At 48.9% G+C, this 23,465-nt stretch carries 27 protein-coding genes; 3 read left to right on the top strand and 24 right to left on the bottom strand.

Translation table 11 applies throughout. The features are described 5' to 3' along the window. Positions 1 to 4: 4 nt before the first annotated feature. Complete coding sequence (locus C508_RS0105040) at positions 5 to 484, top strand: PTS sugar transporter subunit IIA (protein WP_018702457.1); 480 nt, start codon at positions 5 to 7, stop codon at positions 482 to 484. A gap of 147 nt (positions 485 to 631) precedes the next feature. Next, the gene (locus C508_RS0105035) at positions 632 to 1,351 is read left to right on the top strand and encodes an SIMPL domain-containing protein (protein ID WP_018702456.1); all 720 of its coding nucleotides are present in this window, start codon (positions 632 to 634) and stop codon (positions 1,349 to 1,351) included. 79 nt (positions 1,352 to 1,430) lie between these two features. Here C508_RS0105035 and pfkA read toward each other — a convergent pair whose 3' ends face one another. The 4 genes from pfkA to C508_RS19350 form a co-directional block, all read right to left on the bottom strand. Next, positions 1,431 to 2,390: a 6-phosphofructokinase gene (pfkA, locus tag C508_RS0105030; RefSeq protein WP_018702455.1), complete on the bottom strand. Its 960-nt coding sequence runs from the start codon at positions 2,388 to 2,390 to the stop codon at positions 1,431 to 1,433. 157 nt (positions 2,391 to 2,547) lie between these two features. After that, positions 2,548 to 2,718, bottom strand: a complete 171-nt coding sequence (locus tag C508_RS20265) for a hypothetical protein (RefSeq protein ID WP_018702454.1) — start codon at positions 2,716 to 2,718, stop codon at positions 2,548 to 2,550. Between the two features lie 587 nt (positions 2,719 to 3,305). Beyond that, positions 3,306 to 3,656 carry a hypothetical protein gene (locus tag C508_RS0105020; protein ID WP_018702453.1) on the bottom strand — a complete coding sequence of 117 codons (351 nt, stop codon included), beginning with the start codon at positions 3,654 to 3,656 and terminating at the stop codon, positions 3,306 to 3,308. A gap of 14 nt (positions 3,657 to 3,670) precedes the next feature. Further along, the gene (locus tag C508_RS19350; RefSeq protein ID WP_018702452.1) at positions 3,671 to 5,443 is read right to left on the bottom strand and encodes a GGDEF domain-containing protein; all 1,773 of its coding nucleotides are present in this window, start codon (positions 5,441 to 5,443) and stop codon (positions 3,671 to 3,673) included. 310 nt (positions 5,444 to 5,753) lie between these two features. Between C508_RS19350 and C508_RS0105010 the strand changes: the two genes are divergently transcribed. Beyond that, entirely contained in the window at positions 5,754 to 6,647 is an 894-nt protein-coding gene (locus C508_RS0105010; RefSeq protein ID WP_018702451.1) for a sensor domain-containing diguanylate cyclase, read from the top strand. Positions 6,648 to 6,676: 29 nt separating this feature from the next. Here the strand turns inward: C508_RS0105010 and C508_RS0105005 are convergent, their stop codons facing one another. The 20 genes from C508_RS0105005 to rnc form a co-directional block, all read right to left on the bottom strand. Further along, complete coding sequence (locus C508_RS0105005; protein WP_018702450.1) at positions 6,677 to 8,212, bottom strand: YifB family Mg chelatase-like AAA ATPase; 1,536 nt, start codon at positions 8,210 to 8,212, stop codon at positions 6,677 to 6,679. Between the two features lie 70 nt (positions 8,213 to 8,282). After that, entirely contained in the window at positions 8,283 to 8,642 is a 360-nt protein-coding gene (locus tag C508_RS0105000) for a YraN family protein (RefSeq protein WP_018702449.1), read from the bottom strand. Between the two features lies 1 nt (position 8,643). Beyond that, the gene (locus C508_RS0104995; protein WP_018702448.1) at positions 8,644 to 8,958 is read right to left on the bottom strand and encodes an EscU/YscU/HrcU family type III secretion system export apparatus switch protein; all 315 of its coding nucleotides are present in this window, start codon (positions 8,956 to 8,958) and stop codon (positions 8,644 to 8,646) included. After that, complete coding sequence (locus C508_RS0104990) at positions 8,955 to 9,743, bottom strand: ribonuclease HII (protein WP_018702447.1); 789 nt, start codon at positions 9,741 to 9,743, stop codon at positions 8,955 to 8,957. The genes C508_RS0104995 and C508_RS0104990 overlap by 4 nt, the downstream gene beginning before the upstream one ends. A gap of 124 nt (positions 9,744 to 9,867) precedes the next feature. After that, positions 9,868 to 10,758, bottom strand: a complete 891-nt coding sequence (ylqF, locus tag C508_RS0104985) for a ribosome biogenesis GTPase YlqF (RefSeq protein WP_018702446.1) — start codon at positions 10,756 to 10,758, stop codon at positions 9,868 to 9,870. A 25-nt stretch (positions 10,759 to 10,783) separates the two neighbouring features. Then, a complete protein-coding gene (gene lepB / locus C508_RS0104980; RefSeq protein ID WP_018702445.1) occupies positions 10,784 to 11,311 on the bottom strand; it encodes a signal peptidase I in 528 nt (175 codons plus the stop codon). Positions 11,312 to 11,413: 102 nt separating this feature from the next. Further along, a complete protein-coding gene (rplS, locus tag C508_RS0104975) occupies positions 11,414 to 11,755 on the bottom strand; it encodes a 50S ribosomal protein L19 (protein ID WP_018702444.1) in 342 nt (113 codons plus the stop codon). Positions 11,756 to 11,862: 107 nt separating this feature from the next. Continuing rightward, entirely contained in the window at positions 11,863 to 12,462 is a 600-nt protein-coding gene (locus C508_RS0104970) for an RNA methyltransferase (RefSeq protein WP_018702443.1), read from the bottom strand. Next, positions 12,459 to 13,199: a tRNA (guanosine(37)-N1)-methyltransferase TrmD gene (gene trmD / locus C508_RS0104965; RefSeq protein WP_018702442.1), complete on the bottom strand. Its 741-nt coding sequence runs from the start codon at positions 13,197 to 13,199 to the stop codon at positions 12,459 to 12,461. Before trmD ends, C508_RS0104970 begins: the two co-directional genes overlap by 4 nt. Further along, positions 13,196 to 13,705 (bottom strand): ribosome maturation factor RimM, encoded by a 510-nt coding sequence (gene rimM, locus C508_RS0104960; RefSeq protein WP_039796810.1) that lies wholly within the window; start codon positions 13,703 to 13,705, stop codon positions 13,196 to 13,198. The genes trmD and rimM overlap by 4 nt, the downstream gene beginning before the upstream one ends. A 13-nt stretch (positions 13,706 to 13,718) precedes the next feature. Beyond that, the gene (locus C508_RS0104955; protein WP_018702440.1) at positions 13,719 to 14,126 is read right to left on the bottom strand and encodes a YlqD family protein; all 408 of its coding nucleotides are present in this window, start codon (positions 14,124 to 14,126) and stop codon (positions 13,719 to 13,721) included. A gap of 15 nt (positions 14,127 to 14,141) precedes the next feature. After that, on the bottom strand, positions 14,142 to 14,372 hold the full coding sequence (locus C508_RS0104950) for a KH domain-containing protein (RefSeq protein ID WP_018702439.1): 231 nt from the start codon (positions 14,370 to 14,372) through the stop codon (positions 14,142 to 14,144). Positions 14,373 to 14,391: 19 nt separating this feature from the next. After that, positions 14,392 to 14,664, bottom strand: coding sequence for a 30S ribosomal protein S16 (gene rpsP / locus C508_RS0104945; RefSeq protein ID WP_018702438.1), 273 nt, complete (start codon positions 14,662 to 14,664; stop codon positions 14,392 to 14,394). 25 nt (positions 14,665 to 14,689) lie between these two features. Beyond that, positions 14,690 to 16,039 carry a signal recognition particle protein gene (ffh, locus tag C508_RS0104940; RefSeq protein ID WP_018702437.1) on the bottom strand — a complete coding sequence of 450 codons (1,350 nt, stop codon included), beginning with the start codon at positions 16,037 to 16,039 and terminating at the stop codon, positions 14,690 to 14,692. Beyond that, on the bottom strand, positions 16,029 to 16,388 hold the full coding sequence (gene ylxM / locus C508_RS0104935; RefSeq protein ID WP_018702436.1) for a YlxM family DNA-binding protein: 360 nt from the start codon (positions 16,386 to 16,388) through the stop codon (positions 16,029 to 16,031). The genes ffh and ylxM overlap by 11 nt, the downstream gene beginning before the upstream one ends. A gap of 99 nt (positions 16,389 to 16,487) precedes the next feature. Beyond that, positions 16,488 to 17,402, bottom strand: coding sequence for a signal recognition particle-docking protein FtsY (gene ftsY / locus C508_RS0104930; RefSeq protein ID WP_018702435.1), 915 nt, complete (start codon positions 17,400 to 17,402; stop codon positions 16,488 to 16,490). Positions 17,403 to 17,454: 52 nt separating this feature from the next. Next, complete coding sequence (smc, locus tag C508_RS0104925) at positions 17,455 to 21,027, bottom strand: chromosome segregation protein SMC (RefSeq protein WP_018702434.1); 3,573 nt, start codon at positions 21,025 to 21,027, stop codon at positions 17,455 to 17,457. A 115-nt stretch (positions 21,028 to 21,142) separates the two neighbouring features. Beyond that, positions 21,143 to 21,403: a stage V sporulation protein S gene (locus tag C508_RS0104920; protein WP_018702433.1), complete on the bottom strand. Its 261-nt coding sequence runs from the start codon at positions 21,401 to 21,403 to the stop codon at positions 21,143 to 21,145. Positions 21,404 to 21,557: 154 nt separating this feature from the next. After that, positions 21,558 to 22,619: an elongator complex protein 3 gene (locus tag C508_RS0104915; protein WP_018702432.1), complete on the bottom strand. Its 1,062-nt coding sequence runs from the start codon at positions 22,617 to 22,619 to the stop codon at positions 21,558 to 21,560. 91 nt (positions 22,620 to 22,710) lie between these two features. Continuing rightward, a complete protein-coding gene (gene rnc / locus C508_RS0104910) occupies positions 22,711 to 23,460 on the bottom strand; it encodes a ribonuclease III (protein ID WP_018702431.1) in 750 nt (249 codons plus the stop codon). Between the last annotated feature and the right edge of the window lie 5 nt (positions 23,461 to 23,465).

Raw genomic sequence — 23,465 nt, 5'->3', positions numbered from 1 at the left:
CTGCATGTTTTCTTTCTTGCAACGCAATGCCAAATCGTTTCAGTTGCATGCCCCGGCTCCGGGCAACGTACTTCCCTTAGCCAATGTTCCTGATGCCGCTTTTGCCGGAAATCTTCTTGGTGAAGGTTTCGCCGTCGAACCGGAAGGACATCAAATTTTTTCGCCTTGCGACGGCTTGATCGCCTTGATTGCCCCGACCAAGCACGCGATCGCACTCACAACGGAAAACGGTCTGGAAATTCTCATCCATGTCGGTTTAGATACAGTGGAGCTTAATGGCGAAGGTTTTGAAATCCATGTGCAAGTCGATCAAAAAGTTAGCAAAGGAGACTTACTTCTCTCCTTCGATCCCCGCGTGCTGGCAGCGCATAATAAATCTTCTATTACACCGGTTGTAGTTACCAACAGCGCCAGCAAGGTACAAAAAGCTGTTTTTTCCGCCAACGCTAATGCGAAAGCGCCTTGCTGCCTGACATTAAAATAAAGAGATAGACCTGCTCTTAGTCCAATTAAATCTGGAGACGTAAGAACCTCTCGAACCTTGGGTTCCTTAACGCTCCAGATTTTTTTTATTTTTCTCCGTTACCTTTTTCTCTTGGAAGCGTTTATATAAGCAAAGGAGTTGATATACATGTCAAAAATAATTAAAACGTTCTGTTCCCTCGCTTTGTTTGTCGCGTTGCTTGGTCCCACCGCATTGGCTGCAGAAGTCCCTTCAGCCACAGAAGTTCAGGTAAGCGGCGTCTACCAGGAGGAAATCTCACCGGATGTCGTCTACATCAACTTAGGCACCTTGACTGAAGCCGACACCGTAGGTGCAGCCCAGAGCAAAAACGCGGAAATATCCTCCCATGTCCAGCAACAGCTAGAACGCATCGGCATCAAGACAGAGCATATAAAAACCTCCCAATACACCGTAACCCCGCTCTACAAAAATGATGACAGCCGTCACAACTATGTAATAAAGGGATACCAGGTCACAAACAGCATCACCGTAACCACTACGCCGGACAAAGCGGGCGAGGCAATCGACATAGCTCTTGCTGCCGGCTGCAATCAAGTAAATCATCTGCAATTCGGCAAGAAAGATGATGACGCTGTAAAAAACGCTGCTCTGGCGCAGGCCGTACGCAATGGTCTCAATAAAGCCAATGCCATTGCCTCTGCCTTGAACAAGCGCGTTGTCCGAATTAAAACCATCACGGAAAGCGGCATCAGCGTCCAAAATCCTGACTCAACCAACCAGATGTACCGAATGAAAGCCCTGGCTGAAGCGGCTCCGCCTACTCCAATCTCCGCAGGTTTGCTAAAACTAAATGCCACCGTTCATCTGGTGGTCGAATTGGACTAAAATTAAAAACCCGTAAAAAAATCAAAGAGGACTGTGGAAAATTCCACAGTCCTCTTCTCTTACCAGTAAAGACGTTTCTTCAAGAAAGCACCGTTGAAAGACGAAACAAGGAAGGTTCTATTGTTTTTTGGCACGTTACCGCATCTTTCAGCGAGACGGAACAGATCGTTCCCGTACGATAGCCAAACATAATATTAGAGAGTCCCTGCAAAAGCGCCAACACAGCCTTTTCAGCCAAAGCGCTCGCCAGCAGCCGATCCATAGCCGTAGGAGATCCTCCACGTTGAATATGCCCCAAAATGGACACCCTTGTCTCAAAATTTGTCTTCTCTGCAATAACTTTGCCAATTTCCATCGCGCTCCCAGCACCTTCTGCAACAACAATAATACTATACTTTTTACCGCTATCCCGAGAGGCGACAAGCTGCTTGCATATGTCCTGAAGATCATACTCCATTTCTGGAATTAAAATATGTTCCGCCCCGCCGGCCAAACCGGTAGTCATCGCAATCCAACCGGATTTACGCCCCATTACCTCCACAACAATGACGCGGCGATGCGCTGAAGCCGTATCTCTCAGTTTGTTAATCGCATCCACCACCGTATTAATAGCCGTGTCAAAGCCGATCGAATAATCGGTACCCCAAATATCGTTGTCAATACTGCCCGGAAGACCAACTACAGGCAGCCCCATTTCCGCCAGCTTCATCGCGCCAGTTAAAGAGCCGTTGCCGCCAATAACCACCAAACCTTCAATCCCTTGTTGGCGTACATTTTCTATCGCTTTTCGCTGTCCTGCTTCGGTATGAAACTCTTCACAGCGAGCCGTACCCAAAAACGTACCGCCTCTTTGAATAATATCCCCTACGGAACGGGATGTCAGCTGTTCCATTTCGCCCGCCAGCATCCCGGCATAGCCATTATAAATGCCCCAAACTTCCGCTCCTTCATGAAGCGCTACACGCACCACAGAACGAATAGCTGCATTCATGCCCGGCGAATCGCCGCCACTAGTCATCACTGCAATCTTTTTGAGCATATTCTTGCCCCCTTGTCTTTTCAAGTCAATTTAATTTTATTATACCGTTTCCACAGAACTGTGTCACACTATTTTCAAATTTCCTCTCCCCAGGCATACTTGTCTATAAAAAAAGAGTCAGCTTGCGCTAACTCTTTTTCCCTTTATACAGGGATCGTTATTTACTGTAGCCTTGCACGTAATCCGCGCCAAGAACTTCATATTTTTGCAAATCCAAAAGTAACTGTTCATGCGAGCCATTGCTTTCTTCCATGATTCTTTGAATCTGAAAGCGTCGGTATCCCAAAAATGCTAACTTCTGCTGCATTTGTTGAATGCGATGATCCATTCTCTCTCCTCCTTTATGCGTGCTTGTGGTAACATGGTCGGGCTAAACCATTTTCTTTACCGAGACCATCTCACATTGCTACCAGTCACGACGAGAAGAGTTCCAGCATCTGCTTCACGTTTTTTGGAAATTCCTGCTAATGATCTTGTTAAGGATATCATATAACACAAAAAATTGCAAGAAAATAATTATCCATTTGTTTTAAGTCACTTTAAATATTCACTTCTTTGATTTAACGCATTATATTCTTTTGTTTTTGTTATTGCTGTTTTTTTCATGTTGACTTTTATTTTTAACGGCAGTATTATTTAACTAAGAAGAGGACCATTTGGTTCCAGCAAACTGGGATGGAGGATCAGATCGTCCACTTCCAGCTCTCTCGTCCGGCATCTCTGCATCCTGAGCGGCAGGTAAGGCCGTCATACCAGCAGAGAAGGCGAGCCACGCATGGTATGAGCCGTTTGCAAGCAACCGTTAAATTCTTGCAGGGAAAAGATCCAAAAAGCAAACGCTTATGGTGCTTCCCAAGCGGCTGAAATCAGGATAAGAAAAGTAAGCCGGCAGTATGTTCACTGCCGGCTTACTTTTTATTTTGCGTTTTCTTTTTTATCCTCTTTTTTATCTTTCTTGCCATTTAATTCTTTCTGCAGCATCTCGGCAGCAGCCAATACCGTTTTCTTCGTTCTGCCGCCAATAATAACATGGAACTGCGGCTTCCACCAGGAACCGCCAATCCTTCCAAAAAGAATGTTGGCCTTGGGGTTCGCCTCGGATACTTTTTTTATAGATTTAGACAAATGAAATTTAAGAAAGAAATAGACAGACAACGAAAATTCGGTACGAAAAGGATTTTGAACCCGATAGATTCGATTATCCCCTTTAACTAATGTTTTTGCAGTAAGCTGCATTTGTCTTTCTTGTTGTCTCGGAAACTGCATATTGACTCTCCTTTTTAAAAATCTTTCATTGTTCCATTATTTACAACTACACAATTTCGACCATTTTTCTTTCCTCTATACAACGCAATATCCGCGTAATTCATGACTGCATCAATCGTTTCTCCTTTCTGCATCGCTGCAATCCCTAAGGTCACTGTAACCTGTATATTGCGCCCTTCATCCCACAATCCAGTTTGAGCGATTTGTTCACGTACGCCCTCTAGCAGCTGCTGCGCCTGCTCGCTAGTAGTTTCAGGCAGCAAGATCAAGAATTTTTCCCCGCCCCATCTAGCAACAACATCCTGTTTTCTAAGAGAGCTTTTCAACATACCGGCAACCATTAAAAGAACCTTATCTCCTACCTCATGACCATATTCGTCGTTGACTTTTTTGAAAAAGTCAACATCTGCAAGGGCTAAGGAAAAAGTGCAAGCTCCTTGTGAAAACTGTGCTAACTCTTCTTCAATTCGTTTTAGAATATAGCGTCGGTTATAAATTCCCGTGAGTTGGTCCGTCTTCGCGGCAAAATCCAGTTCATAGTTAACTTCGGCGCTATTTTCCTTGACCGCTTCCTGCGCTATTTTGAAACGCGCTAATTCGGCTTCCATCTTTTGCAGTTCCACGGTTCTCTCTTGAATTTTTTTCTCCAGCATTCGGTTTATCTGTTTAATTTTTTCTTCCGCCGCGTTTCTCCGTGAATGCTTAAACAACAGGTATAAGATAAAAACACTTGCGAAAAGAATGGCTCCACCGCTAAAGAGCCAACCTTCATAACGTTCCCAGAACGATGGCTCTTTATATTGTACCACACTATCTGCCGGTAAAAGAGCTTTATCAATATGCCATTTTTTTAATTCCCGCCCATCAAAGGCATACGTGTTCAACAAAGGTTCCTCTGGCAGATATTCTTCACCTTTAAGAACCGCCACGCCTGCTCGGGCCGCTTCTTCCCCCGCGGCAATCCAGTTTCGCTGATATCCGCCTACCGCTCCTTGCCCGAGAAGTGAGGAATCGCTTGTATAGATCGGCCCCTTAGCTACTTGATATAGTTCCTTTAACACCTGCTCCGAAGCGTAGCGTTGCCCCGTTATATCCACAAGACAGCTCAAAAATAATATCGCGCTATCTTCGCCGCTCTCTTCTACTTCAGCCACCATAGCTTCTCGAGATAGCTTATTGGTAAATACCAGCTCCGCCTGACCTTCATATTGACTCGCCAAGGGCAAAAACGCTTCAATAGCCTCACGTTCCAAAATCGAATCTCCAGCAATAATCACGATCCTTTTCGTAGAAGGCTTTAATTGCAAAATGAGTTCGATATTTCTCCTCAGGTCGTCTCGAGCATCACCTACCCAGGTTATATTGGCTGCTGTCGCTTGGGGTTCGCGCGGTTGCAAAGCGACAATAGGTACGTCAGGAAATATCTGCTGCGCATAGTCCCCCAAGAATTGTGCTACTGTATCTTCAGCGACAATCAGATCCGGTTTTTGTTTTTCATAGTTCACTTGAAAATGTCTGGCGCATTCTTCTAAATATCCCTCTTGATTAAAGCGTGTTATATCAAGATACTCATAAGAATATGAAGCAATATAGTCCGGCTGCCGTTGAAATTCTCTTTTTAAACCGCTATTAAACTCTTCTACCGCAGTAACCTCAGGGGAAAATCCATTTAAAATCAAAATATGCTTTTCTACAGGATTAGCAGAAGCTTGACTCCCAAGCAGCACCAATCCCCAGACCAATGCTACCAAAATTCTTTTACACCATATCTCTATCCAATATCTCATATAACCCTCTTTGTCTGCAACTGTAGCTTACACGCGCGAATACTCCTTGCACGCTCTGGATAGTGGATATTATAACATTTTATATTTGCCAAAGGGTAATCTATTTTCATTTTACTCAAAAATAAATTATCTTTTTTCTCACTTTTTTCTTTTCTGCACTAAAAGCTTGTTCGGATTTCCTTATAATAGTAATTAATTAGCGCTCACGCCTCTATGGATAAAGGTTTTTTCAACATACTGTCGTATTTTTCCACTAATTATTAATGCTAGCCTTCTGCTTCTTTTTCTTTTTTCGAAAGGGTGATTACAAGTGAAGTTTTCTCCCCTTGATTATCAGCAGTATAAGCTCATTGTCGAATCTTCGCCAAATATGATTTGGCGTGCAGGTACCGATAAGCTTTGCAATTACTTTAATAAGACATGGTTAGAGTTTACTGGCCGTACGATGGACCAGGAACTTGGAAATGGCTGGCTTAGCAATGTTCATCCTGATGACATAAAGGACTGCGCTGATATCTATTCTTCTGCTTTTGATTTAAGACAGCGCTTTGAAATGGACTACCGTTTGCGACGTCATGACGGAGAATACCGTTGGATTAACGACCGCGGTGTTCCTTATTATTCACAGGGTGTTTTTTGCGGCTATATCGGCAGTTGCATGGATGTCACCGAAAAATTCGAAGGCCAAAAATTGAAAGAACAAGCCCAACAGGACGGCCTTTGCAAAATCTGCAATCGTCACTATTCGGATCTGTTAATCCAAAAACAGTTTGACCGTGCACAACGCACTAACGCTCCTTTTTCAATATTAATGATTGATCTGGATAATTTTAAGGCGGTCAACGATCATCTTGGCCATCAAGCTGGCGACCTGGTTCTTCAGCAAGTTGCTGCAATCCTAACTGCTTCAACCCGCTCGCAAGATATTGTTGGTCGTTATGGCGGCGAAGAATTTATTGTTGCCTTATCCGACGTAACCCCAACTATAGCTTGGGATATTTCAGAACGAATCCGCACCTCTATCGCCAATAACTCCTTTCATGTCAAACAAGACCATGCAGACGCTCATCTCAGCATAACCGCAAGCTTGGGCCTTAGTCACCTAAAAGCTGGAGATACTGTCACAACGCTAGTTCTCCGAGCTGATCAAAGTTTATACTTGGCCAAGGCAAGCGGAAAAAACTGCGTTAAGTCTCTTAGTTAAGCTCCCCCTTCACCTCAGTTCTATCAAATTTACAAGCCTTCCACGTCTTCGCCGCCTCGCAATTGCACCGCTTCGGCGATATGCTGCACCTCAATGCCTTCGCTGGAATCCAAATCAGCAATAGTTCGAGCTACTTTTAGCAGGCGATCATGAGAACGGGCGCTCATCCCCAGTTTTTGAAAAGCTTGCGCTAATAAGCGCTCCGCTTCGGTACTCAAATGACAATACTGCAAAATTTGGCTGTGCGTCATCGCTGCGTTTACTAGCGCCCCGCCAGCTCCAAAACGTTCTTTTTGCCGCGCTCTGGCCCTCTCTACTCGCTGGCGTATGCAAGCCGAGCTTTCTGTTTTTACACTGCTCTTCATTTCCCCATAGGAAAGCGGCGCCACCTCTACACGCAGATCAATGCGATCCAGCAAGGGGCCGGAAAGACGCTTTTGATAACGCCGAATTTCCCCGTCACTGCAATTGCAGATATGAGGTCCTTGTGAGCCGAACCAGCCGCAAGGACAGGGATTTCTGGCAGCGATCAACAAAAAAGAGGCCGGGAAGTTGTAAGTCCCCTGAGCTCTAGCGATGGAAACATGCCCCTCTTCCAAGGGCTGACGCAATACCTCCAGCACCTGACGCGAAAACTCAGGCAGTTCGTCAAGAAATAGTACGCCTCGATGACTTAGGGTAATTTCTCCCGGACGCGGCACAGATCCGCCACCTACCAAGCCAGCCATAGAAATCGTATGATGAGGCTGTCTGAATGGGCGCTGTTGCACAAGACCCGCTTCGCGGGGCAAAAGGCCTGCAATACTATAAATACGAGTTACTTCCAACGCCTCCGCGGCCGTGAGAGTCGGCAAAATAGAAGGAAGCCGCCGCGCCAACATGGTTTTGCCGGTTCCTGGAGGTCCGCTTAGAAGCACGTTGTGTTTACCGGCAGCCGCAATCTCTAACGCGCGTTTCGCACCCTGCTGCCCTTGCACCTCGGCAAAATCCCCTCCAGACGACACAGGCGACATAGTTTGAGCCATCTCTACTGCATCTGCCGGCATCAACAGCTTTTTCTTTTGCAAATGCTCCATTAAAGCCTGCAACGAGGTTACGCCAAAGGCCTGTACGCCGGTTACCAGCGCCGCCTCCTGCAGGTTTTCCTGCGGCACGTATACGGTCTGGATTCCCGCTTTGCGGCAGGCGTCAACCATAGCCAACACGCCAGGAACAGGACGCACCAAGCCCTCAAGGGACAGCTCGCCCATCGAAACAATGCCGCGGATATCGTCCGGTTGCAACTGCCCGGTTCCCGCTAAAAGACCTAACGCCAGGGGCAAGTCCAATGCAGCCCCTTCTTTACGCATATCCGCAGGCGCTAAATTGGCCGTAATTCGACGTGCCGGAAATTCAAAGCCGGCGTTTCGCACCGCCGCCCGCACCCTCTCTCGGGCCTCCCGTACCGCCGTGTCCGCCAAACCGACAATTTCAAAGGCAGGCAGCCCATTCGATAAATCCACCTCGACGGTAATGGGCACGCCTTCAATACCGCAGGTGGCGCAACCAAAAGTTTGCGCGTACAAAACACATCCCCCCATGCGAGAAGCCGGCTCTCCGTCTGTTGACGTAGAGCCGGCCTTACTATTTTACCCCTTACATGCCAAAAGCATTGGGTATATGATGAATCTTTGGAGCTTCTTCTTGCTGCAGTACTTCAATTACATCCATACGGCAGACTGCGTCGGTCAATCCTTTTTGCTGCAGCCATAACTGCGCTGTACGCAGCAATTTCCGTTGTTTTCCCCAGGTAACGGCTTCTGCCGGACTGCCATATTCTGTACTGCGTCTTGCTTTCACTTCGATAAAAATAATGACGCGGCCCAGGCGAGCGATAATATCGATTTCCCCCATCTGACAACGAAAGCGTCGTTCTAAAATGATATAGCCTTCTTTGACAAGCCAATTAGCAGCACATTCTTCGCCTGATAAACCAAAGGCCAAATGCCGGGCCATCTCACGCCCTCCGCCGACCAAGGCGCTGGTCGACGCGATAAACATATGCTAATACTTCAGCCACTGCCTGATATAATTCAGGAGGAATTTCCCGGTCCAAATGAACAGCCATCAGCATCGCCGTCAGTGTTTTATTCTGATACACCGGCACGCCATGACGACGAGCGGTATCCAAAATCTGCTCGGCCAAGTAGCCGGCTCCTTTAGCAACCACTTTTGGCGCTGTCGTAACGTCGGCTTCGTAGCGCATAGCAATGGCTTGGCGTTTTTGAATCGCCTCTTTTTTCAGTTCTTCTTCGCTTTTTTTGCCATTCATTGCGCATCCTCCCCCGCCAGCATCGAGCGAATAGGCTCAAACGTTTTCCGATGAATCGGAGATGGACCCAGTTTCCGCAAAGCTTCCATATGCTCTGCCGTGCCGTATCCTTTATGTTCCCGAAAAGAATACCCTGGATATTGCTCATCCAAGCGAGCCATTAAACGATCTCGTTCAACTTTGGCTATAATCGAAGCCGCTGCGATGGAAGCGCTTAAGGCATCGCCATGAATCAACGCTTGGCATGGAATCTCCAGACGCTTTAAGTCTATTGCATCCGCTAACACCGCCTGCGGCGCTGGCTGCAGTTGGCGCACCGCTCGTTCCATTCCTCGCACGGTTGCCTGGTAAATATTATATTGATCAATTTCTTCCGGCTCCACCCATACCAACGAGATAGCCACAGCCTGCTTACGTACTTCTTCATACAGCCGATCCCGTTGCAACGGTGACAGCTTCTTAGAATCATTAATACCTGTAATTACGCAGTTTAGCGGTAAAATAACAGCGGCTACCGCTACAGGACCAGCCAGCGGTCCCCGGCCTGCTTCATCAACACCGCAAACCAATTCTTTGCCTTGTTGCCGCCAAAGACGCTCGTAATGGCCCATTACATAAAGCCGCTCTTTTTCCTCCTGCTGGCGTTTCAAACGGCGCTCTCTCGCGTTCAAAAGCTGCTGGACGCCCTTACGAAGATCGCCTTGCAGTTCCTTCAACAACTGCGCCTCGATTTCCTCCGCCTGCAACAATTCGCGAATTTCCGTAATCGTTTTTTTCTGCGCCATCTGCTCTTCCTTCCCGCTGCACCGCTTTCGTATTGCTTTATGTATCATTTCTATTTTCTTAGGACAAATCCTTTTTGCTTAGGCTTAAGAAAAAAGAAAAACCGCAAAAGCGGTTTTTCTCCCATTATTCTGTCGGTAATTCCTTTGGCTGTTCTTGCAAAGGAGGATACTCCAATGTCAATCTGCCTAGCTTGCCATCCCGCAGTTCTCCCAAAACAATCCGCCGCGCTTTTTCCAAGTCCACGATACCGCCTGCACGCAGACAGCCCCTCCGTACAGCAATTTGCCGCAGGATTTCTTCAGGGTCTTCAGGCAACGGCAGCTCCAATTTATAACGCTCTGCCAGAAACTGCGGTTGATGCTCTCGCATCCAGCTGAGAAAATAGCCGATTACCAGTTCCATATCGTAAATGTCATCATTTAAAGCCCCTGTCAAAGCCAGCAAAATGGCAATATCCTGATCGTCCATACGCGGCCACAGCACGCCAGGCATATCTAAGAGTTCCACGGACTTGCCGATTTTCAGCCATTGCTGACCTCTGGTAACCCCTGCTTTATCGCCGGTCCGCACGGTAGCCGCACCCAAAAGGCGATTTATCAAGGAAGATTTACCTACGTTGGGCACTCCCAAAATCATCGCCCGTACCGGATGGTTCCGTATGCCTTTAGCCGCCAGCTTTTGCACCTTGACTGCGCCGGCTTCTTCAATGCGATGGATAAAAGGCTTAATATTCTTCTTACCCGAAGAATCTAAGGCAATCGCCGTAAATCCTTGCGCCTTAAAGTAACGCAGCCATTCTTCCGTCAGCGCTGGGTCCGCCAAGTCCGCCTTATTCAACACAATAAGGCGTTGTTTTCCTGTGGTCCATTCCGTTAGCAACGGATTGGCGCTGCCTCTGGGAATACGGGCGTCCAGTAATTCCACCACTACATCTACCAGCTTCAACTGTTCTCGGATGACCCTATGCGCCTTGGCCATATGCCCCGGGAACCAATGAATATGTCTTTGTTTCATGAAATCCTCCGCGTTTTTAACGCTCTTAAGGCAGTTGTTTCAACTGATCTAAAGGCCAAAACACCATAATCGCTTTGCCTTTCACCATATCCAAGGAAACAAAGCCTACATCGCGGAAACGGCTGTCCTCCGAATTGTTCCGGTTGTCGCCCATCACAAAAATGTGGCCTTCCGGCACGGTAGACAAAGGATAAGAACCACGCGTTTTCTCTAAAATGTACTCTTCATTCTGCAACTGTCCGTTGACGAACACCCGGCCATCTTTAATTTCAATCGTATCGCCTGCAACGGCAATAACGCGCTTAATGAAATCACGACTAGGATCCCGCGGATAACGGAAAACAATAACCTCGCCTTTAGCAGGCTGCTGAAAACGATAAATAAATTTATTGACCACTAAGCGTTCGCTATTAATCAACGTCGGACGCATAGACGGTCCTTCAACTAAATACAACTCTACAATAAAATAACGAATGAAAAAAGCAAGTATCAGCGCAATGGCGATTGATACAACCCAGTCTTTAATTTCTTGTCCCAGTTTGCTTTGGCTCATTTTCCACAAACCCCCTCAAGGCCTCTGAACGTATATCTAATTTTTAGCAAGTTGTGTTTTACGATGCAAAAAGGGGACTGCTGCCAGTCCCCTTCTCGTCGCTTAGCGTTTTTCTCTGATACGCGCTGCTTTACCGCGCAGGTTGCGCAGATAGTACAGTTTGGCACGACGGACAATACCGCGGCGCACTACTTCGATCCGCTCCAAACGGGGCGAATGCACCGGAAAAGTACGTTCCACGCCTACATTGTAGGAAATGCGGCGAACGGTGAAAGTCTCACGCACGCCAGTACCTTTACGGTGAATGACAACGCCTTCAAAAACCTGAACACGTTCGCGAGTACCCTCGACAACTTTTACGTGGGCCCGAACGGTGTCGCCTGGTTTGAAATCAGGGATGTCGGTACGGAGTTGTTCTTTTTCCAAAGCTTCAATGAGATTCATGGGTTTTCCTCCTTCATCAAGACGTTCGTATCCTGCTTCAGGTATAGAGGACCGCCTTATAAACATTAAAATTATATCATCTTCCCCGAGTTAACTCAAGAGAAAAATTAATCGTCACGCGCATTTTCAGTTTCATACCAGGCTTCCCCCAGCAAGCGGTCCAAAATGATAGCCACCGCCGATCGCACCGGTAGATGATTGTATTCGCCAGGCCCGTAAATTGGCTCCAAGATGGCGTCAAAGCGACTCATCGTGTCCGCCTCAATACCCCAGCCAGTACCAAAGAGAATCAGCCAGGGCTGAGAATCCTGCTGCAGTTTGCTGCGCATTTGCCGATAAGAAATGCTGTTGGGATATACCCTGGCATCGGTAGTAACAATCAGCGGCCGCTGTCCTTCAACTTCCTCAATGCGCTTACATGCTTCTTCAATCGAAGCCGCCAATTCCAGAACTTGAAAAGCTTCCTTGCGATCCGGATTGTATTCGCTGCCGTAACCGTCCCGCCAATAGCCAATAATATCCTGTACAAGGCGAGCTTGGCTCTCATGGGGATGAATAACAAAATAACGCGCTACATCATAAGTCCGGCAGGTTCTGGCCAAATCATGCACATCAAAGTTGGTTACAGCCGTAGCTACTACGTCCATGTTGCGATTGTAAATCGGATAATGCACCAGCCCTACATAAACCTTGGCTTTTTCCTTCATGCCTCTTCCTCCTTGACTTCCGCCAACAGCTTCGCATCAGCCTGTTCCAATTCACGCCCCGCCAATAGATCCGGCCGCCGCTTCCAAGTATTACGCAACGCCTCTTTGCGCCGCCAACGTTGGATTTTCGCATGATCACCGCTGACAAGCACCTCTGGTACCTCCCACTCATTAAAGCTGCGTGGTCGCGTATACTGAGGATACTCCAAAAGGCCATCATAAAAAGAATCATGCGGCGCAGAATCACAGGACCCCAGCACCCCGGGCACCAAACGAGCCACCGCATCCGCTACAACCATAGCCGGCAGTTCGCCCCCTGTAAGTACATAATCGCCGATCGAGATGACTTCATCCACCACATGTTGGCGAACACGTTCGTCAATCCCCTCATAATGACCGCACACCAAAATAAGATGCTCCTCTTTAGCCAGTTCCAACGCCTTAGCTTGTGAAAAAGGAGTTCCCCCTGGACACATGAGCAGGACGCGCCCTGTTCCGCCGCTTTCTTTGGCAGACTCTACCGCCCTATAAATAGGATCCGGCTTCATGACCATCCCCGCGCCGCCGCCAAAAGGCGTATCATCTACAATATGATGCTTATCTAAGGCGAAGTCCCGGGGATTAATATGGGAAAAGGAAAGCAGGCCCGCGTCGCGGGCCCGTTTCAAAATGCTATGTTCCAAAGGCGCAAACATCTCTGGAAAAAGAGACACAAAGGAAAAATGGAGCGAATTCATTCCCATACCTCCTGCAAGCGCACACGCATCAGCCCTTCTTGCAAAGAAACCTCGGATACTACACTCTTAAGAGCCGGCACCAACACATCTTGGCTGCGCCCGCTTCGGCGTACCACATAGACATCATTGCTGCCCGTCTCCAAAATCTGCACAATTTCTCCCAATTCTTCGCCGGTTCGCTCATCAACCACCCGAAGTCCCAGGATATCGACCGTATAGTATTGCCCTGCCGCTAAAGGAACCGCATCTTTACGGTCAATATACAGCTGCTGCCCCCGCAGCTTCTCAGCGGCTTCAACCGTGTCTACGCCTTGAAAATGCAATAGAGCTAAGCCTTTATGCACACCAGCGCGCTCTAAGGTCAAAACAGCGCCGCTGTGCATATATACGCACTTCAAAGCAGAAAATCGTCCCGCCTCATCGGTCAAAGGGCTAACACGAACATCACCCCGCACGCCGTGCGGGGCAATAATCTGACCGACCAATATACGGTTAGTCTGTTTCATGGTCATCTTGGTCTCAGCTGCGGAAAGTCAGAACTTTGCCGTCTTCCAGAAGGATCTCGGAGCCCATGATCTTGTTCAGATCATCTCCCACCTTCACATCGACGACGCGCTCCAACTGCCCTCTGACAATCTCAGAGCCGAGTTCGAGTTCCTGCGTGGCCTTGAGCTTGGCCAGCATTTCATTCTTGAATTCCAGGCGCTTTTGCTTTTCTGCCTCAATTTGTTGACGCAGAGCCACAAGTCCTTGGGCGTCCTGCTTAGCTTGTTCCGCCAGCAGGCGCTTGGCGTGAAACTCAATTTGCTGCAGTTCCAATTCTACCCCTTGCAGGGCTTCTTCGGTTTCCGCGGTCAAACGTTGCTTGAGTTCTTCCGTCACCTTGGCCTTGATGGTCACAGGGCATTTCAGAGTCATGCTGTCCATGTCGGTAATCCACCTTTATTCGCTGATTTCCACGTTGACTTTTTTATTTTCCCGCGTTGCAGCCGCTTTCACGACAGTGCGGATGGCTTTGGCAATCCGTCCCTGCTTGCCGATGACCTTACCCATATCTTCAGGAGATACGCGCAAGGCGTATACGGTGCCATTACGGTCATCCGTTGCTTCGACTCGTACCTGTTCCGGATGCCGTACCAGGGCTTTGGCGATAACTTCAACGATTTCTTTCATGACGTTATCACACTCTTTCTCACTTCGAACGCTTCATTTCATCCCATTTGCTCATGATGCCTTCTTTACGGAGAATGTTTTTCGCCGTATCGGTAAGCTGAGCGCCTTTTTGCAACCAGGCCAGGACTTTTTCTTCGTCCACTTTGACTACTGCGGGTTCGCGAGTAGAGTCATAGTGACCGACGATTTCGATGAAACGGCCATCGCGGGGCGAACGAGAGTCAGCCACAACGATGCGATAAAAGGGGTTTTTCTTGGCCCCCATGCGATTCAAACGAATTTTTACTGCCATTGATATCACCTCCTTTATAGAATCATTATTTCATAAACGGCATTTTAAACATGCTGCTTAGTTTATTTTTACCCATTTTCTGCATGTCCTTGAAGCGCTTCATCATCTTCCGCGCCTCAACAAACTGCTTCAGTAATTTATTAACATCCTGCACGCGCGTGCCGCTGCCCGCGGCAATGCGTTTGCGTCGGCTGCCGTTAATCAAATTAGGATCGCGTCGCTCCGCCAGTGTCATCGAACGAATAATGGCTTCTACATGAGCGATTTCTTTTTCGTCAATTTGGATATCCTGGTTTTTTTTCAACTGGTTCATGCCTGGAAGCATTTCCATAATTTTATCCAGCGGTCCAAGTTTTTTTACCTGCTGCAGTTGATCCAGAAAATCCTCCAACGTAAAGTCGTCTTTACGCAGCTTTCGCTCCATCTCTTTGGCTTGTTCCAAGTCGATGCTGGCCTGAGCTTTCTCAATCAGCGTCAGTACATCGCCCATGCCGAGAATTCGCGAAGCCATGCGGTCCGGATGAAAGGGCTCCAGTGCGTCCAACTTTTCACCCATACCGGCAAATTTTATCGGACAGCCAGTAACGGCTTTTACCGAAAGAGCGGCTCCGCCTCGGGCATCGCCGTCTAGTTTGGTAAGAATGATACCGTCCAATCCCAAATCGCCATTAAAGCTTTCCGCCACATTGACGGCGTCTTGACCTGTCATCGCATCGACAACAAGCAAGATTTCATGCGGTTTGACCGCACTCTTAATATCTTTAAGCTCCTGCATCAACTCTTCGTTGATGTGCAGGCGGCCTGCGGTATCGATGATCACCACATCGCGAGCGTATAATTTGGCATGTTCCAGCGCCTGTTTGGCAATTTCCACCGGCTTAGGCTCTTCCATGGTGAAAACCGGTATACTCAGTTGTTCCCCAAGCACCTGAAGCTGTTTAATAGCTGCAGGCCGGTACACGTCAGCGGCAACCAGCAACGGATTTTTGCCTTGTTTCTTTAAGTATTGCCCCAGTTTGCCTACGGTTGTCGTTTTGCCGGCGCCCTGAAGGCCTACAAGCATAATCACCGTCGGCGGCTTAGGAGAAATCGTAATGCGGCTTTGGGTGCCGCCCATCAGCTCGGTCAGCTCATCGTTAACAATCTTTACGACCTGCTGCGCTGGCGTTAAGCTTTCCAGCACTTCCTGCCCTACAGCCCGTTCCTTTATCCGTGCAATTAAATCCTTAACCACTTTAAAATGCACGTCGGCTTCCAGCAGGGCCATACGTACTTCGCGAAGCGCTTCTGTGACATCTGCTTCGTTAATCTTTCCTCGGCCGCGAAGTTTTTTAAATGTCGATTGCAACTTATCGGCTAAGCCCTCAAATATCATGAGCAACCTCCAACAGCATACTCAATTGCCGCCTAGCCTCGCCAAGAGCGGGAATGCCTTGCATATTCTCAGGCAGGCTCTTTAAAAGCTGTTGCACCTGCCGCAAAATTTCCCGATCCTGTTCCTGCCGTTCCAGCAATCGCAATTTTCCTTCATACTCTTCTAAAATATGTTCCGCCCGGCGCAGCATATCATGCACCGCTTGCCGCGAAACACACAGCTCTTCGGCAATCTCCGAAAGAGAAAAATCCTGCAAATAATGTAACTCCACGCAACGCTGCTGCTTTTCCGTCAGTAACGCGCTATACAAATCAAAGAGACGCCCAATACGGACGATTTTCTCCAACATGTTCACCACCAACTTCTTGCCAAGCTCTACTACTTGACACCTGCTTTATTATACGCACTTCCCTGTCAGGCGTCAAGTGCTTTTACTTGGCATTCTTTGTTAGTTGGTAAATAATGCTTGCGCGAACTCCTGCGCATCAAAAGGCCGCAAATCATCCATGCCTTCTCCAACGCCAATCCATTTAACAGGCACGCCTAATTCACTCTTAACAGCTACGATTACGCCGCCTTTAGCCGTACCGTCCAGTTTGGTCAGCGCCACTCCAGTCACATCGCTGACTTCTCCAAACACTCGGGCCTGATTTAAAGCATTTTGCCCTGTTGTAGCATCCAGCACTAACAAGGTTTCATGAGGCGCCCCTTCCACTTCGCGGCCAATAACCCGGTAAATCTTGCGCAGCTCCTCCATAAGATTTCCCTTATTATGCAGCCTTCCGGCGGTATCAATAATCACCAAGTCAAAATTTCTCGCTTTGGCCGCTCGCAAAGCGTCAAACGCCACCGCAGCCGGGTCCGAACCTTCTGTATGCTTAATCACTTCACAGCCGATGCGCTGCCCCCAAATCTCCAACTGGTCAATCGCCGCCGCGCGAAAGGTATCCGCCGCCGCTAAAAGCACCTTCTTGCCTTGCGCTGCGTAAAAATGCCCCAATTTCCCAATCGTAGTCGTCTTGCCTACGCCATTGACGCCAACCACCAAAATAACGCCTACGCTTTTTTCCGGCAATTGCATCGAAGAAGCGTCTTCACTAAGCATAGAGCTAATGCGCTGCGCCAAAAAAGGCCGCAAATCATCGGGCTGGTTGATTTCTTTTGCCTTTATGCCAGTGCGGATGTCCTGCATCAACCGCGTTGTAACCGTTACGCCAACATCAGAGGTCAGCAGCGCCATTTCAATATCATCCAAAAATTCCTCGTCAATATCCGCATAGCCCTTAATGACTTGCTCTATTTTCTCAGTAAAAGACTTACGCGTCTTTTCCAAGCCCGATTTTAACCGATCAAAAAAACCCATTCCTCGTTGCACCTCTTCTCTAAAATTCACACCGTCGTCTTAGAACTGTCTCTTAGCTGGCGGAAGATTGCTTTTCTTCATTGCCAAGCTCCACGGAAATAATACGAGAGACGCCATTTTCATGCAGCGTTACACCATGCAGCCGATCTGCAGACTCCATCGTTCCCTTGCGGTGCGTCACCACCAGGAACTGCGTATGCGCCGCATATTCGCGCAAAAAGCGACTGAAGCGACGCAAGTTGGCCTCGTCCAAAGGTGCGTCAATTTCGTCCACCATGCAAAACGGCGCTGGTCTATGCCGCAAGAAGGAAAACAGCAGCGCAATCACAGTTAACGCCCGCTCGCCACCGGACAAGAGCGCCAAGTGCTGCGTTTTTTTTCCAGGCGGCTGTACAAAAATCTCAATACCGGTTTCCAATAAATTGTCCGGCGCCGTTAGGCGCAGTTCCGCCTTGCCTCCGCCAAACAGGCTTTGGAAGGATGCCGAAAAATATTCATTAATATGTTGAAAGGCTTCCCTAAATTGACTAGACATAGTCGCGTCCATTTCGGAGATAACCTGGCGTAATTGCTCCAGACTGGACGCTAAATCTTCGAACTGTCCTTCTAGGAACTCGTGTCTTTCCAACAACTCCGCATATTCTTTTTCTGCATTGAGATTAACCGGCCCCAAGGCTTCGATCGCTTTTTCCAGTCTAGCAATCGCCGCGTTAAAAGAGGCGGTGTTCCCCTCTACTCGCCATTCCTGCGCTTCTTGAGGACGTAGCGTAAACTGTTCCCACAGTTGGGTCTGCGCCGCTTCCACCTCATAGTCCGCTTTCGCTGTCTGCAATTCAATGGCGTGTACCTTGCGCTCCAGTTCCTGGCTCTGACGCCGGCAAACTTCCTGCGCTTCCAGCGCCTGGCGCCAAACAGATTCTTGCTGCACCCGCTCGCTTTGCGTTATCGCCGCCGCTTCTTCCGCAGCCTCTCGCTTGGCGATAAGGGCTTCCTGCGCCCCAGTAATCGCGGCTAAGGCTTGCTGCGTTTCTTGCTGTTGCGCCTGCAATACGCCGTGTTCGGTTTGAAGCTGCTCTTGTTTGCGTTTTACATGCTCCAGTTCCGCTTCCATACCGCGCAGACGTTCTTCCATTTGCCTTCGCTGTTCCTCTAAAGCCGCCTGTCGCACTTTAGCCGCCATAAGACGACTTTGCTCTTCTTCCCGTCGGCGCGTAATCAAAGCCTGCTGTTCCTGCTGCGAAGATACGTCCTCTCGCTGTAAGTGGTCATCCGCTTCAAACGCCGCCAATGATTCGGACAACTCCTGACGCCGCTGGCGGACCTGTGCAAGCGCCAATTCCAGCTCTTCTCGACGCCTTTTGAGATTTTCGCCAGTTTCCTGCCAACGTTGCATTTCTTTCAGGCAAGCTTGGCTTTGCCCTGTCCAAGCTGTATGCTCTACTTGCAGAGCTTGCAGTTGCTGCCGTATTTGCTCTAATTGAGATTGCAGCCCTTGTCCTTCCTGCTGCAATTTTTCCAACTGCATTTCCGTTTCCTGGAGTTTTTCTGCGCCTGCCGCAATGCGACGACTCAGCTCTTCCAGTTCGCTTTCACGCCCTAACACACCGCTTTCACGCCGCTGTTGACTGCCGCCGCTCATAGCTCCGCCCGGACTGAGCACTTCGCCGTCTAGGGTTACCAATTTTACACTGTGCCCGGTCTGGCGGGCAATGGCAATGGCTTCGTCCAAGGTTTCAACAATAACCGTACGGCCCAGCAAAAATTTTACGGCTGCTTCGTGTTCGGCTGCGCACTCAATCATATCGGATGCAAAGCCGAGCGCCCCGGAAAGCTTAACTGCCCGCAGCTCCGCATCTCGTGGAGCTGCGGGTCGCAGTGCGCTCAACGGCAAAAACGTCGCGCGCCCCAGGCGCTGCGCTTTCAAAAAGGCGATCGCGTCACGCGCCACTTCTTCCCGTTCTACCACTACATGTTGCATGGCTCCGCCTAAAGCGGTTTCCACCGCGGTCACATAGCGGGAGGAAACTCGGATCAGCTCTGCAACCGGCCCGTGGATACCGCTGCGCCAAGCCGCCTTGCTCTGCAGCAAGGCTTTAACACCGCGTCCAAAGCCTTCATGGGCTTCTTTCATCTGCTGCAACACTTGCCGCCTTGTCGTCCATTCCCGCTGTTGCAGTTGCAGTTTTTGCATTTCCTGCTGCCGCTGCTGTCTTTCTTCGCGCTTACGCTGACTTTGTTCCTGTAATTGCTCCCCTCGCAGCCGCGCTTCCTGCATACGCTGCTGCAGCTCGTCTTCTTGTTGCCTCAGTTTTTCCTCTTGACGCGTTACAAAGCCCACTTGCTGTTGCTGCTGGGTTTCTTCGCCGGCAACGCTTACCAAATCCTCTTCCAGGCGCCGCCCTTCCTGCTCTTGCTGCTGGATTTCGTGACGCAATTGCAGCAATTTCTGCATCCGGCTCATTTCCGCTTCTTTGCCCGCCAAGACCTGCGTTTCCAATTCTGTCAGCTCTTCTTGTAATTGTTGCAGCGTTGCTTCCCGTTCTTTGACTTCTTTTGTGCATTGCAAGAGAGTTCCCGCTTGTTGCTGCCATTCGGAGGAAACGTTTTCGCCCTGTGCCCGAGTGCGTTGCGCTAACTGCGAGTATTCCACCTGTTCTTGCGCTAAACGCCGATTACGTTCCTCTTCTTGCAAGGAGCGCTCCGCCAAAACGGCCTGCTGTTGTTGCAGCGCATCTCCTTCTTCCTGACAACTGCGAAGCTGCTGCTGCGCTTCTTCCCAAGATGCTTCCGCTTGGTTGCGCAAGTCGCCGCAGCGTGCAGCCTCGCTTTCAGCCGCATACAAAGCCGTACGACCTGCTTCGTACTCCTGTTGCAATGAAGCCGCTTCGCCGCGCCAACGTTCTTGATGACCTTGCGCCTGCTCCAATCGCTGACACAGCATAGAAACTTGCTGGCTGCGCAATTGTCTTGCCAGTTCTTTATGTTCCTTCGCTTTGCGGGCGCTCTCCGCCATAGGCTCTAATCTCGCAGCAATTTCACCTCGAATGTCCGCTACACGCGTTAGATTTAGCTCTGTTTCCTCCATCTTGCGCATGGCATCTCGTTTACGCTGCTTATATTTGCTAATTCCTGCGGCGTCCTCGAATAACAAGCGTCGTTCTTCGGGTTTGCTATTCAACACTTCGTCTACGCGATTTTGTCCAATAACAACCATAGAGTCCTTGCCCAGACCGGTATGAGCCAAAAGTTCATGAATATCCTTGAGGCGACAAGGCCTCTTATTTAAATAATATTCGCTTTCGCCGGAGCGATAGACGCGGCGGGTGAAAATAACCTCACTATATTCGATCGGCAAGGTACCGTCCGTATTATCAAAAGTCAATGACACTTCCGCCATCCCCAAGGGGCGCCGCCCAGCACTGCCTGAAAAAATTACATCCTCCATTTTAGCGCCGCGCAGTGTCTTAGCGCTCTGTTCGCCCAATACCCACAAGATGGCATCGGAAATATTGCTTTTACCGCTGCCATTAGGCCCGACAATTGCTGTAATTCCTTCGTCAAATTCCAATTCAGTACGGTCTGCGAACGATTTAAAGCCATGAGCTTCCAGTTTTCGTAACAGCACGAATTAATTCACCACATTTCTTGCAGATATCTTACTTATTGTACCATCATCAGCCACCTAATAACAAATAAAAAGCCTGCTTGCCACAGCAAACAGGCTTATAAAATAACTTGGTTCAACGAGGCTCCACAATAAAGCGAATGGCCGTCCTCTCTTCGCCATCAATCTCAATTTCCGCAAACGCCGGAATGGTCACCAGATTGATACCGTTAGGAGCTACAAATCCTCTGGCAATCGCGATTGCTTTAATCGCTTGATTTACCGCCCCGGCTCCCACCGCCTGGACTTCCGCGCCACCGTTTTCACGTAATACCGCCGCCAATGCTCCGGCAACCGCTTTGGGATTCGATTGAGCAGACACTTTGAGGACTTCCATAGTTACTGAACCTCCTTCTACGTCGCTTTGAACTGCAAGGCATCCAGCATTTGTTATTCCTATCAGGTCTTCCTTTATCCCCTCTATTCTGCTCTCTATGAAAAACTCCTTCTCCTAACGCGTCGTTTGCCGGAAAGATTTTATTTATGTTTTTCTAACAATAAAGTCTTCCTATTATTCCTAGTTTTAATTTTTTCTGTCCTTGCACTTCCTCTAGCTGCAGACTGCCTGGATAAACGCTCGCATCTGCCTGCAAAGACACTTCTCCAAAACCGGCCTCTTTCCAGTAGCGCAAGTTTTCGTTTTTATGGCCCCGTACCTTGGAGGAATCGTGCGGATGATAGACAAGACGGCAAGCTGAAAAAGAAAGCTGCTCCAAGCCGCACACCACCTGCTGGCGAACTAAAAAAGACCACACAAGTTCGCCAAAAGCGGGATGATACGGTCCTGCCAGCAATTTAGCAGAATGCAGTTCTTCACTGTCTTGCAATCCCATACGAATCACGCCTATTCTCCGCTGTTGACAACCAGCTACAGCCCACGCCGTACGCTCGATCGCTTCCGCCAGCGCAAGCGGCTTATACGCGCCCTTTGCGAAAGAGGAAGCCAATTCAGTCCCTGCCAAAACCACCGTTGGATATAAACGAATGAAATCTGGAGCTAACTTCCATAGACGCTGCAATGTTTTTTGCCATAACAGCCGAGTTTCTCCGGGCAAGCCCGGCATCAGCTGTACGCCTACGGTCAATCCAACATGTCGCAACACCGCAACAGCCTTATCTACACAAGAAAATTCATACCCCCGCTTGGCTGCGTTCAAAACAGAATTGCAGAGCGATTGCGCTCCTAACTCCACACAGGAAACGCCTTGCATCTTTAGCCATCTGGCCTCTTCTTCATCTATGGCATCCGGCCTGGTGGACAAACGAATGCCTGTTAACTGCCCTGTTGCCAGAAAATGCTGGGCTGGCGCCAACAGCTCTTCTTGCTGCCGCAGCGGCAACGCTGTAAAGCTTCCCCCATAAAAGGCAGCCTCCACTTTCTGGCCGGGGGGCTGCAAGGCCAAGGCATTTTCTAAAATTCCTTGGATATCTGCCGGTGACAGTTTCGCATCTCCAGTTCCCGTCAGCATGCGTTGATCGCAAAAAACGCATTGACTTCTACAGCCAAAAAAAGGAATAAACAACGGTATGATTCGCTTTCTTGGCACTTTCATCGATCTGCCTCCTTCCAAGCAGAAGCGCTATAATATTTTCGAAAACACAAAAACGATGCCGCAACTGCATTTGTTACGGCATCGTTCTTTTTCAAGATGACTTGTGCATGCTTTCTTTGGGCTGCAAAGCCGCAAAAGCTTCTTGAGCAGCATGCTGCTCCGCTTCCTTTTTACTGCGGCCGCTGCCGTGCCCTGCTAGACGATCATTGACCCAAACTTCCACGTGAAAAATTTTCCCGTGATCAGGTCCTTCTTCACCTACCAGCTGGTACTGAATTTTCGCGTCAGCTTTACGCTGCACTAATTCCTGCAACAAAGTCTTGTAGTCTTTTAGATAATTGCCACGTTCGACAAGCTTAATTTCCTGCGCTAACTGTTTCATAACAAAATCCGTTACGCCAGGGATGCCGTGGTCCAAATAAATAGCTCCAATAATCGCTTCAAAAGCATCTGCCAAAATGGAAATGCGTTGGCGGCCGCCAGACAATTCTTCGCCGCGTCCCAAATAAAGGAATTCGCCAACTTGCAGCTCCCCTGCCCTACGGGCCAAGGTAGTCTCGCAAACCAATACCGCTCTGGCTTTCGTCAACTCGCCTTCCGGCAGTTGCGGAAATTTGCGAAACAGATAGTCGCTGATAATCAAATCCAATACAGCATCACCAAGAAATTCGAGGCGTTCATTATGAACCATCGTTTCATGCTTTGTCTCGTTGGCATAAGAAGTATGCACCAATGCCTGGTGTAACAAAGATAGATCCTGGAATACGGTTCCCAAACGCTTGCACAATAAGGCAAGTTCTTGCTGCCGACCCTTATCCACCGTTTGTCTTGTCTTGCTCACGCGCG

Source organism: Anaeromusa acidaminophila DSM 3853 (genome assembly GCF_000374545.1).
In the GTDB taxonomy this organism is placed as follows: domain Bacteria; phylum Bacillota; class Negativicutes; order Anaeromusales; family Anaeromusaceae; genus Anaeromusa; species Anaeromusa acidaminophila.
This window is presented reverse-complemented; position numbering and strand designations above follow the sequence as displayed.

Bases quoted from the DNA above. Each gene is read 5' to 3' on its own strand.
- C508_RS0104970 (WP_018702443.1), bottom strand. From the start codon at position 12,462: ATGAAGGAAAAAGCCAAGGTTTATGTAGGGCTGGTGCATTATCCGATT.
- C508_RS0104990 (WP_018702447.1), bottom strand. From the start codon at position 9,743: ATGGCGCAGAAAAAAACGATTACGGAAATTCGCGAATTGTTGCAGGCG.
- ffh (WP_018702437.1), bottom strand. From the start codon at position 16,039: ATGATATTTGAGGGCTTAGCCGATAAGTTGCAATCGACATTTAAAAAA.
- rimM (WP_039796810.1), bottom strand. From the start codon at position 13,705: ATGAAACAGACTAACCGTATATTGGTCGGTCAGATTATTGCCCCGCAC.
- C508_RS0104915 (WP_018702432.1), bottom strand. From the start codon at position 22,619: ATGAAAGTGCCAAGAAAGCGAATCATACCGTTGTTTATTCCTTTTTTT.
- ylxM (WP_018702436.1), bottom strand. From the start codon at position 16,388: ATGTTGGAGAAAATCGTCCGTATTGGGCGTCTCTTTGATTTGTATAGC.
- C508_RS0104920 (WP_018702433.1), bottom strand. From the start codon at position 21,403: ATGGAAGTCCTCAAAGTGTCTGCTCAATCGAATCCCAAAGCGGTTGCC.
- C508_RS0105040 (WP_018702457.1), top strand. From the start codon at position 5: ATGTTTTCTTTCTTGCAACGCAATGCCAAATCGTTTCAGTTGCATGCC.
- rplS (WP_018702444.1), bottom strand. From the start codon at position 11,755: ATGAATCTCATTGAAGCTTTGGAAAAAGAACAACTCCGTACCGACATC.
- pfkA (WP_018702455.1), bottom strand. From the start codon at position 2,390: ATGCTCAAAAAGATTGCAGTGATGACTAGTGGCGGCGATTCGCCGGGC.
- C508_RS20265 (WP_018702454.1), bottom strand. From the start codon at position 2,718: ATGGATCATCGCATTCAACAAATGCAGCAGAAGTTAGCATTTTTGGGA.
- C508_RS0104955 (WP_018702440.1), bottom strand. From the start codon at position 14,126: ATGGACAGCATGACTCTGAAATGCCCTGTGACCATCAAGGCCAAGGTG.
- C508_RS0104950 (WP_018702439.1), bottom strand. From the start codon at position 14,372: ATGAAAGAAATCGTTGAAGTTATCGCCAAAGCCCTGGTACGGCATCCG.
- rpsP (WP_018702438.1), bottom strand. From the start codon at position 14,664: ATGGCAGTAAAAATTCGTTTGAATCGCATGGGGGCCAAGAAAAACCCC.
- lepB (WP_018702445.1), bottom strand. From the start codon at position 11,311: ATGAGCCAAAGCAAACTGGGACAAGAAATTAAAGACTGGGTTGTATCA.
- ftsY (WP_018702435.1), bottom strand. From the start codon at position 17,402: ATGGGTTTTTTTGATCGGTTAAAATCGGGCTTGGAAAAGACGCGTAAG.
- ylqF (WP_018702446.1), bottom strand. From the start codon at position 10,758: ATGAAACAAAGACATATTCATTGGTTCCCGGGGCATATGGCCAAGGCG.
- trmD (WP_018702442.1), bottom strand. From the start codon at position 13,199: ATGAATTCGCTCCATTTTTCCTTTGTGTCTCTTTTTCCAGAGATGTTT.
- C508_RS0105000 (WP_018702449.1), bottom strand. From the start codon at position 8,642: ATGGCCCGGCATTTGGCCTTTGGTTTATCAGGCGAAGAATGTGCTGCT.
- C508_RS19350 (WP_018702452.1), bottom strand. From the start codon at position 5,443: ATGAGATATTGGATAGAGATATGGTGTAAAAGAATTTTGGTAGCATTG.
- C508_RS0105020 (WP_018702453.1), bottom strand. From the start codon at position 3,656: ATGCAGTTTCCGAGACAACAAGAAAGACAAATGCAGCTTACTGCAAAA.
- C508_RS0105035 (WP_018702456.1), top strand. From the start codon at position 632: ATGTCAAAAATAATTAAAACGTTCTGTTCCCTCGCTTTGTTTGTCGCG.
- C508_RS0104995 (WP_018702448.1), bottom strand. From the start codon at position 8,958: ATGAATGGCAAAAAAAGCGAAGAAGAACTGAAAAAAGAGGCGATTCAA.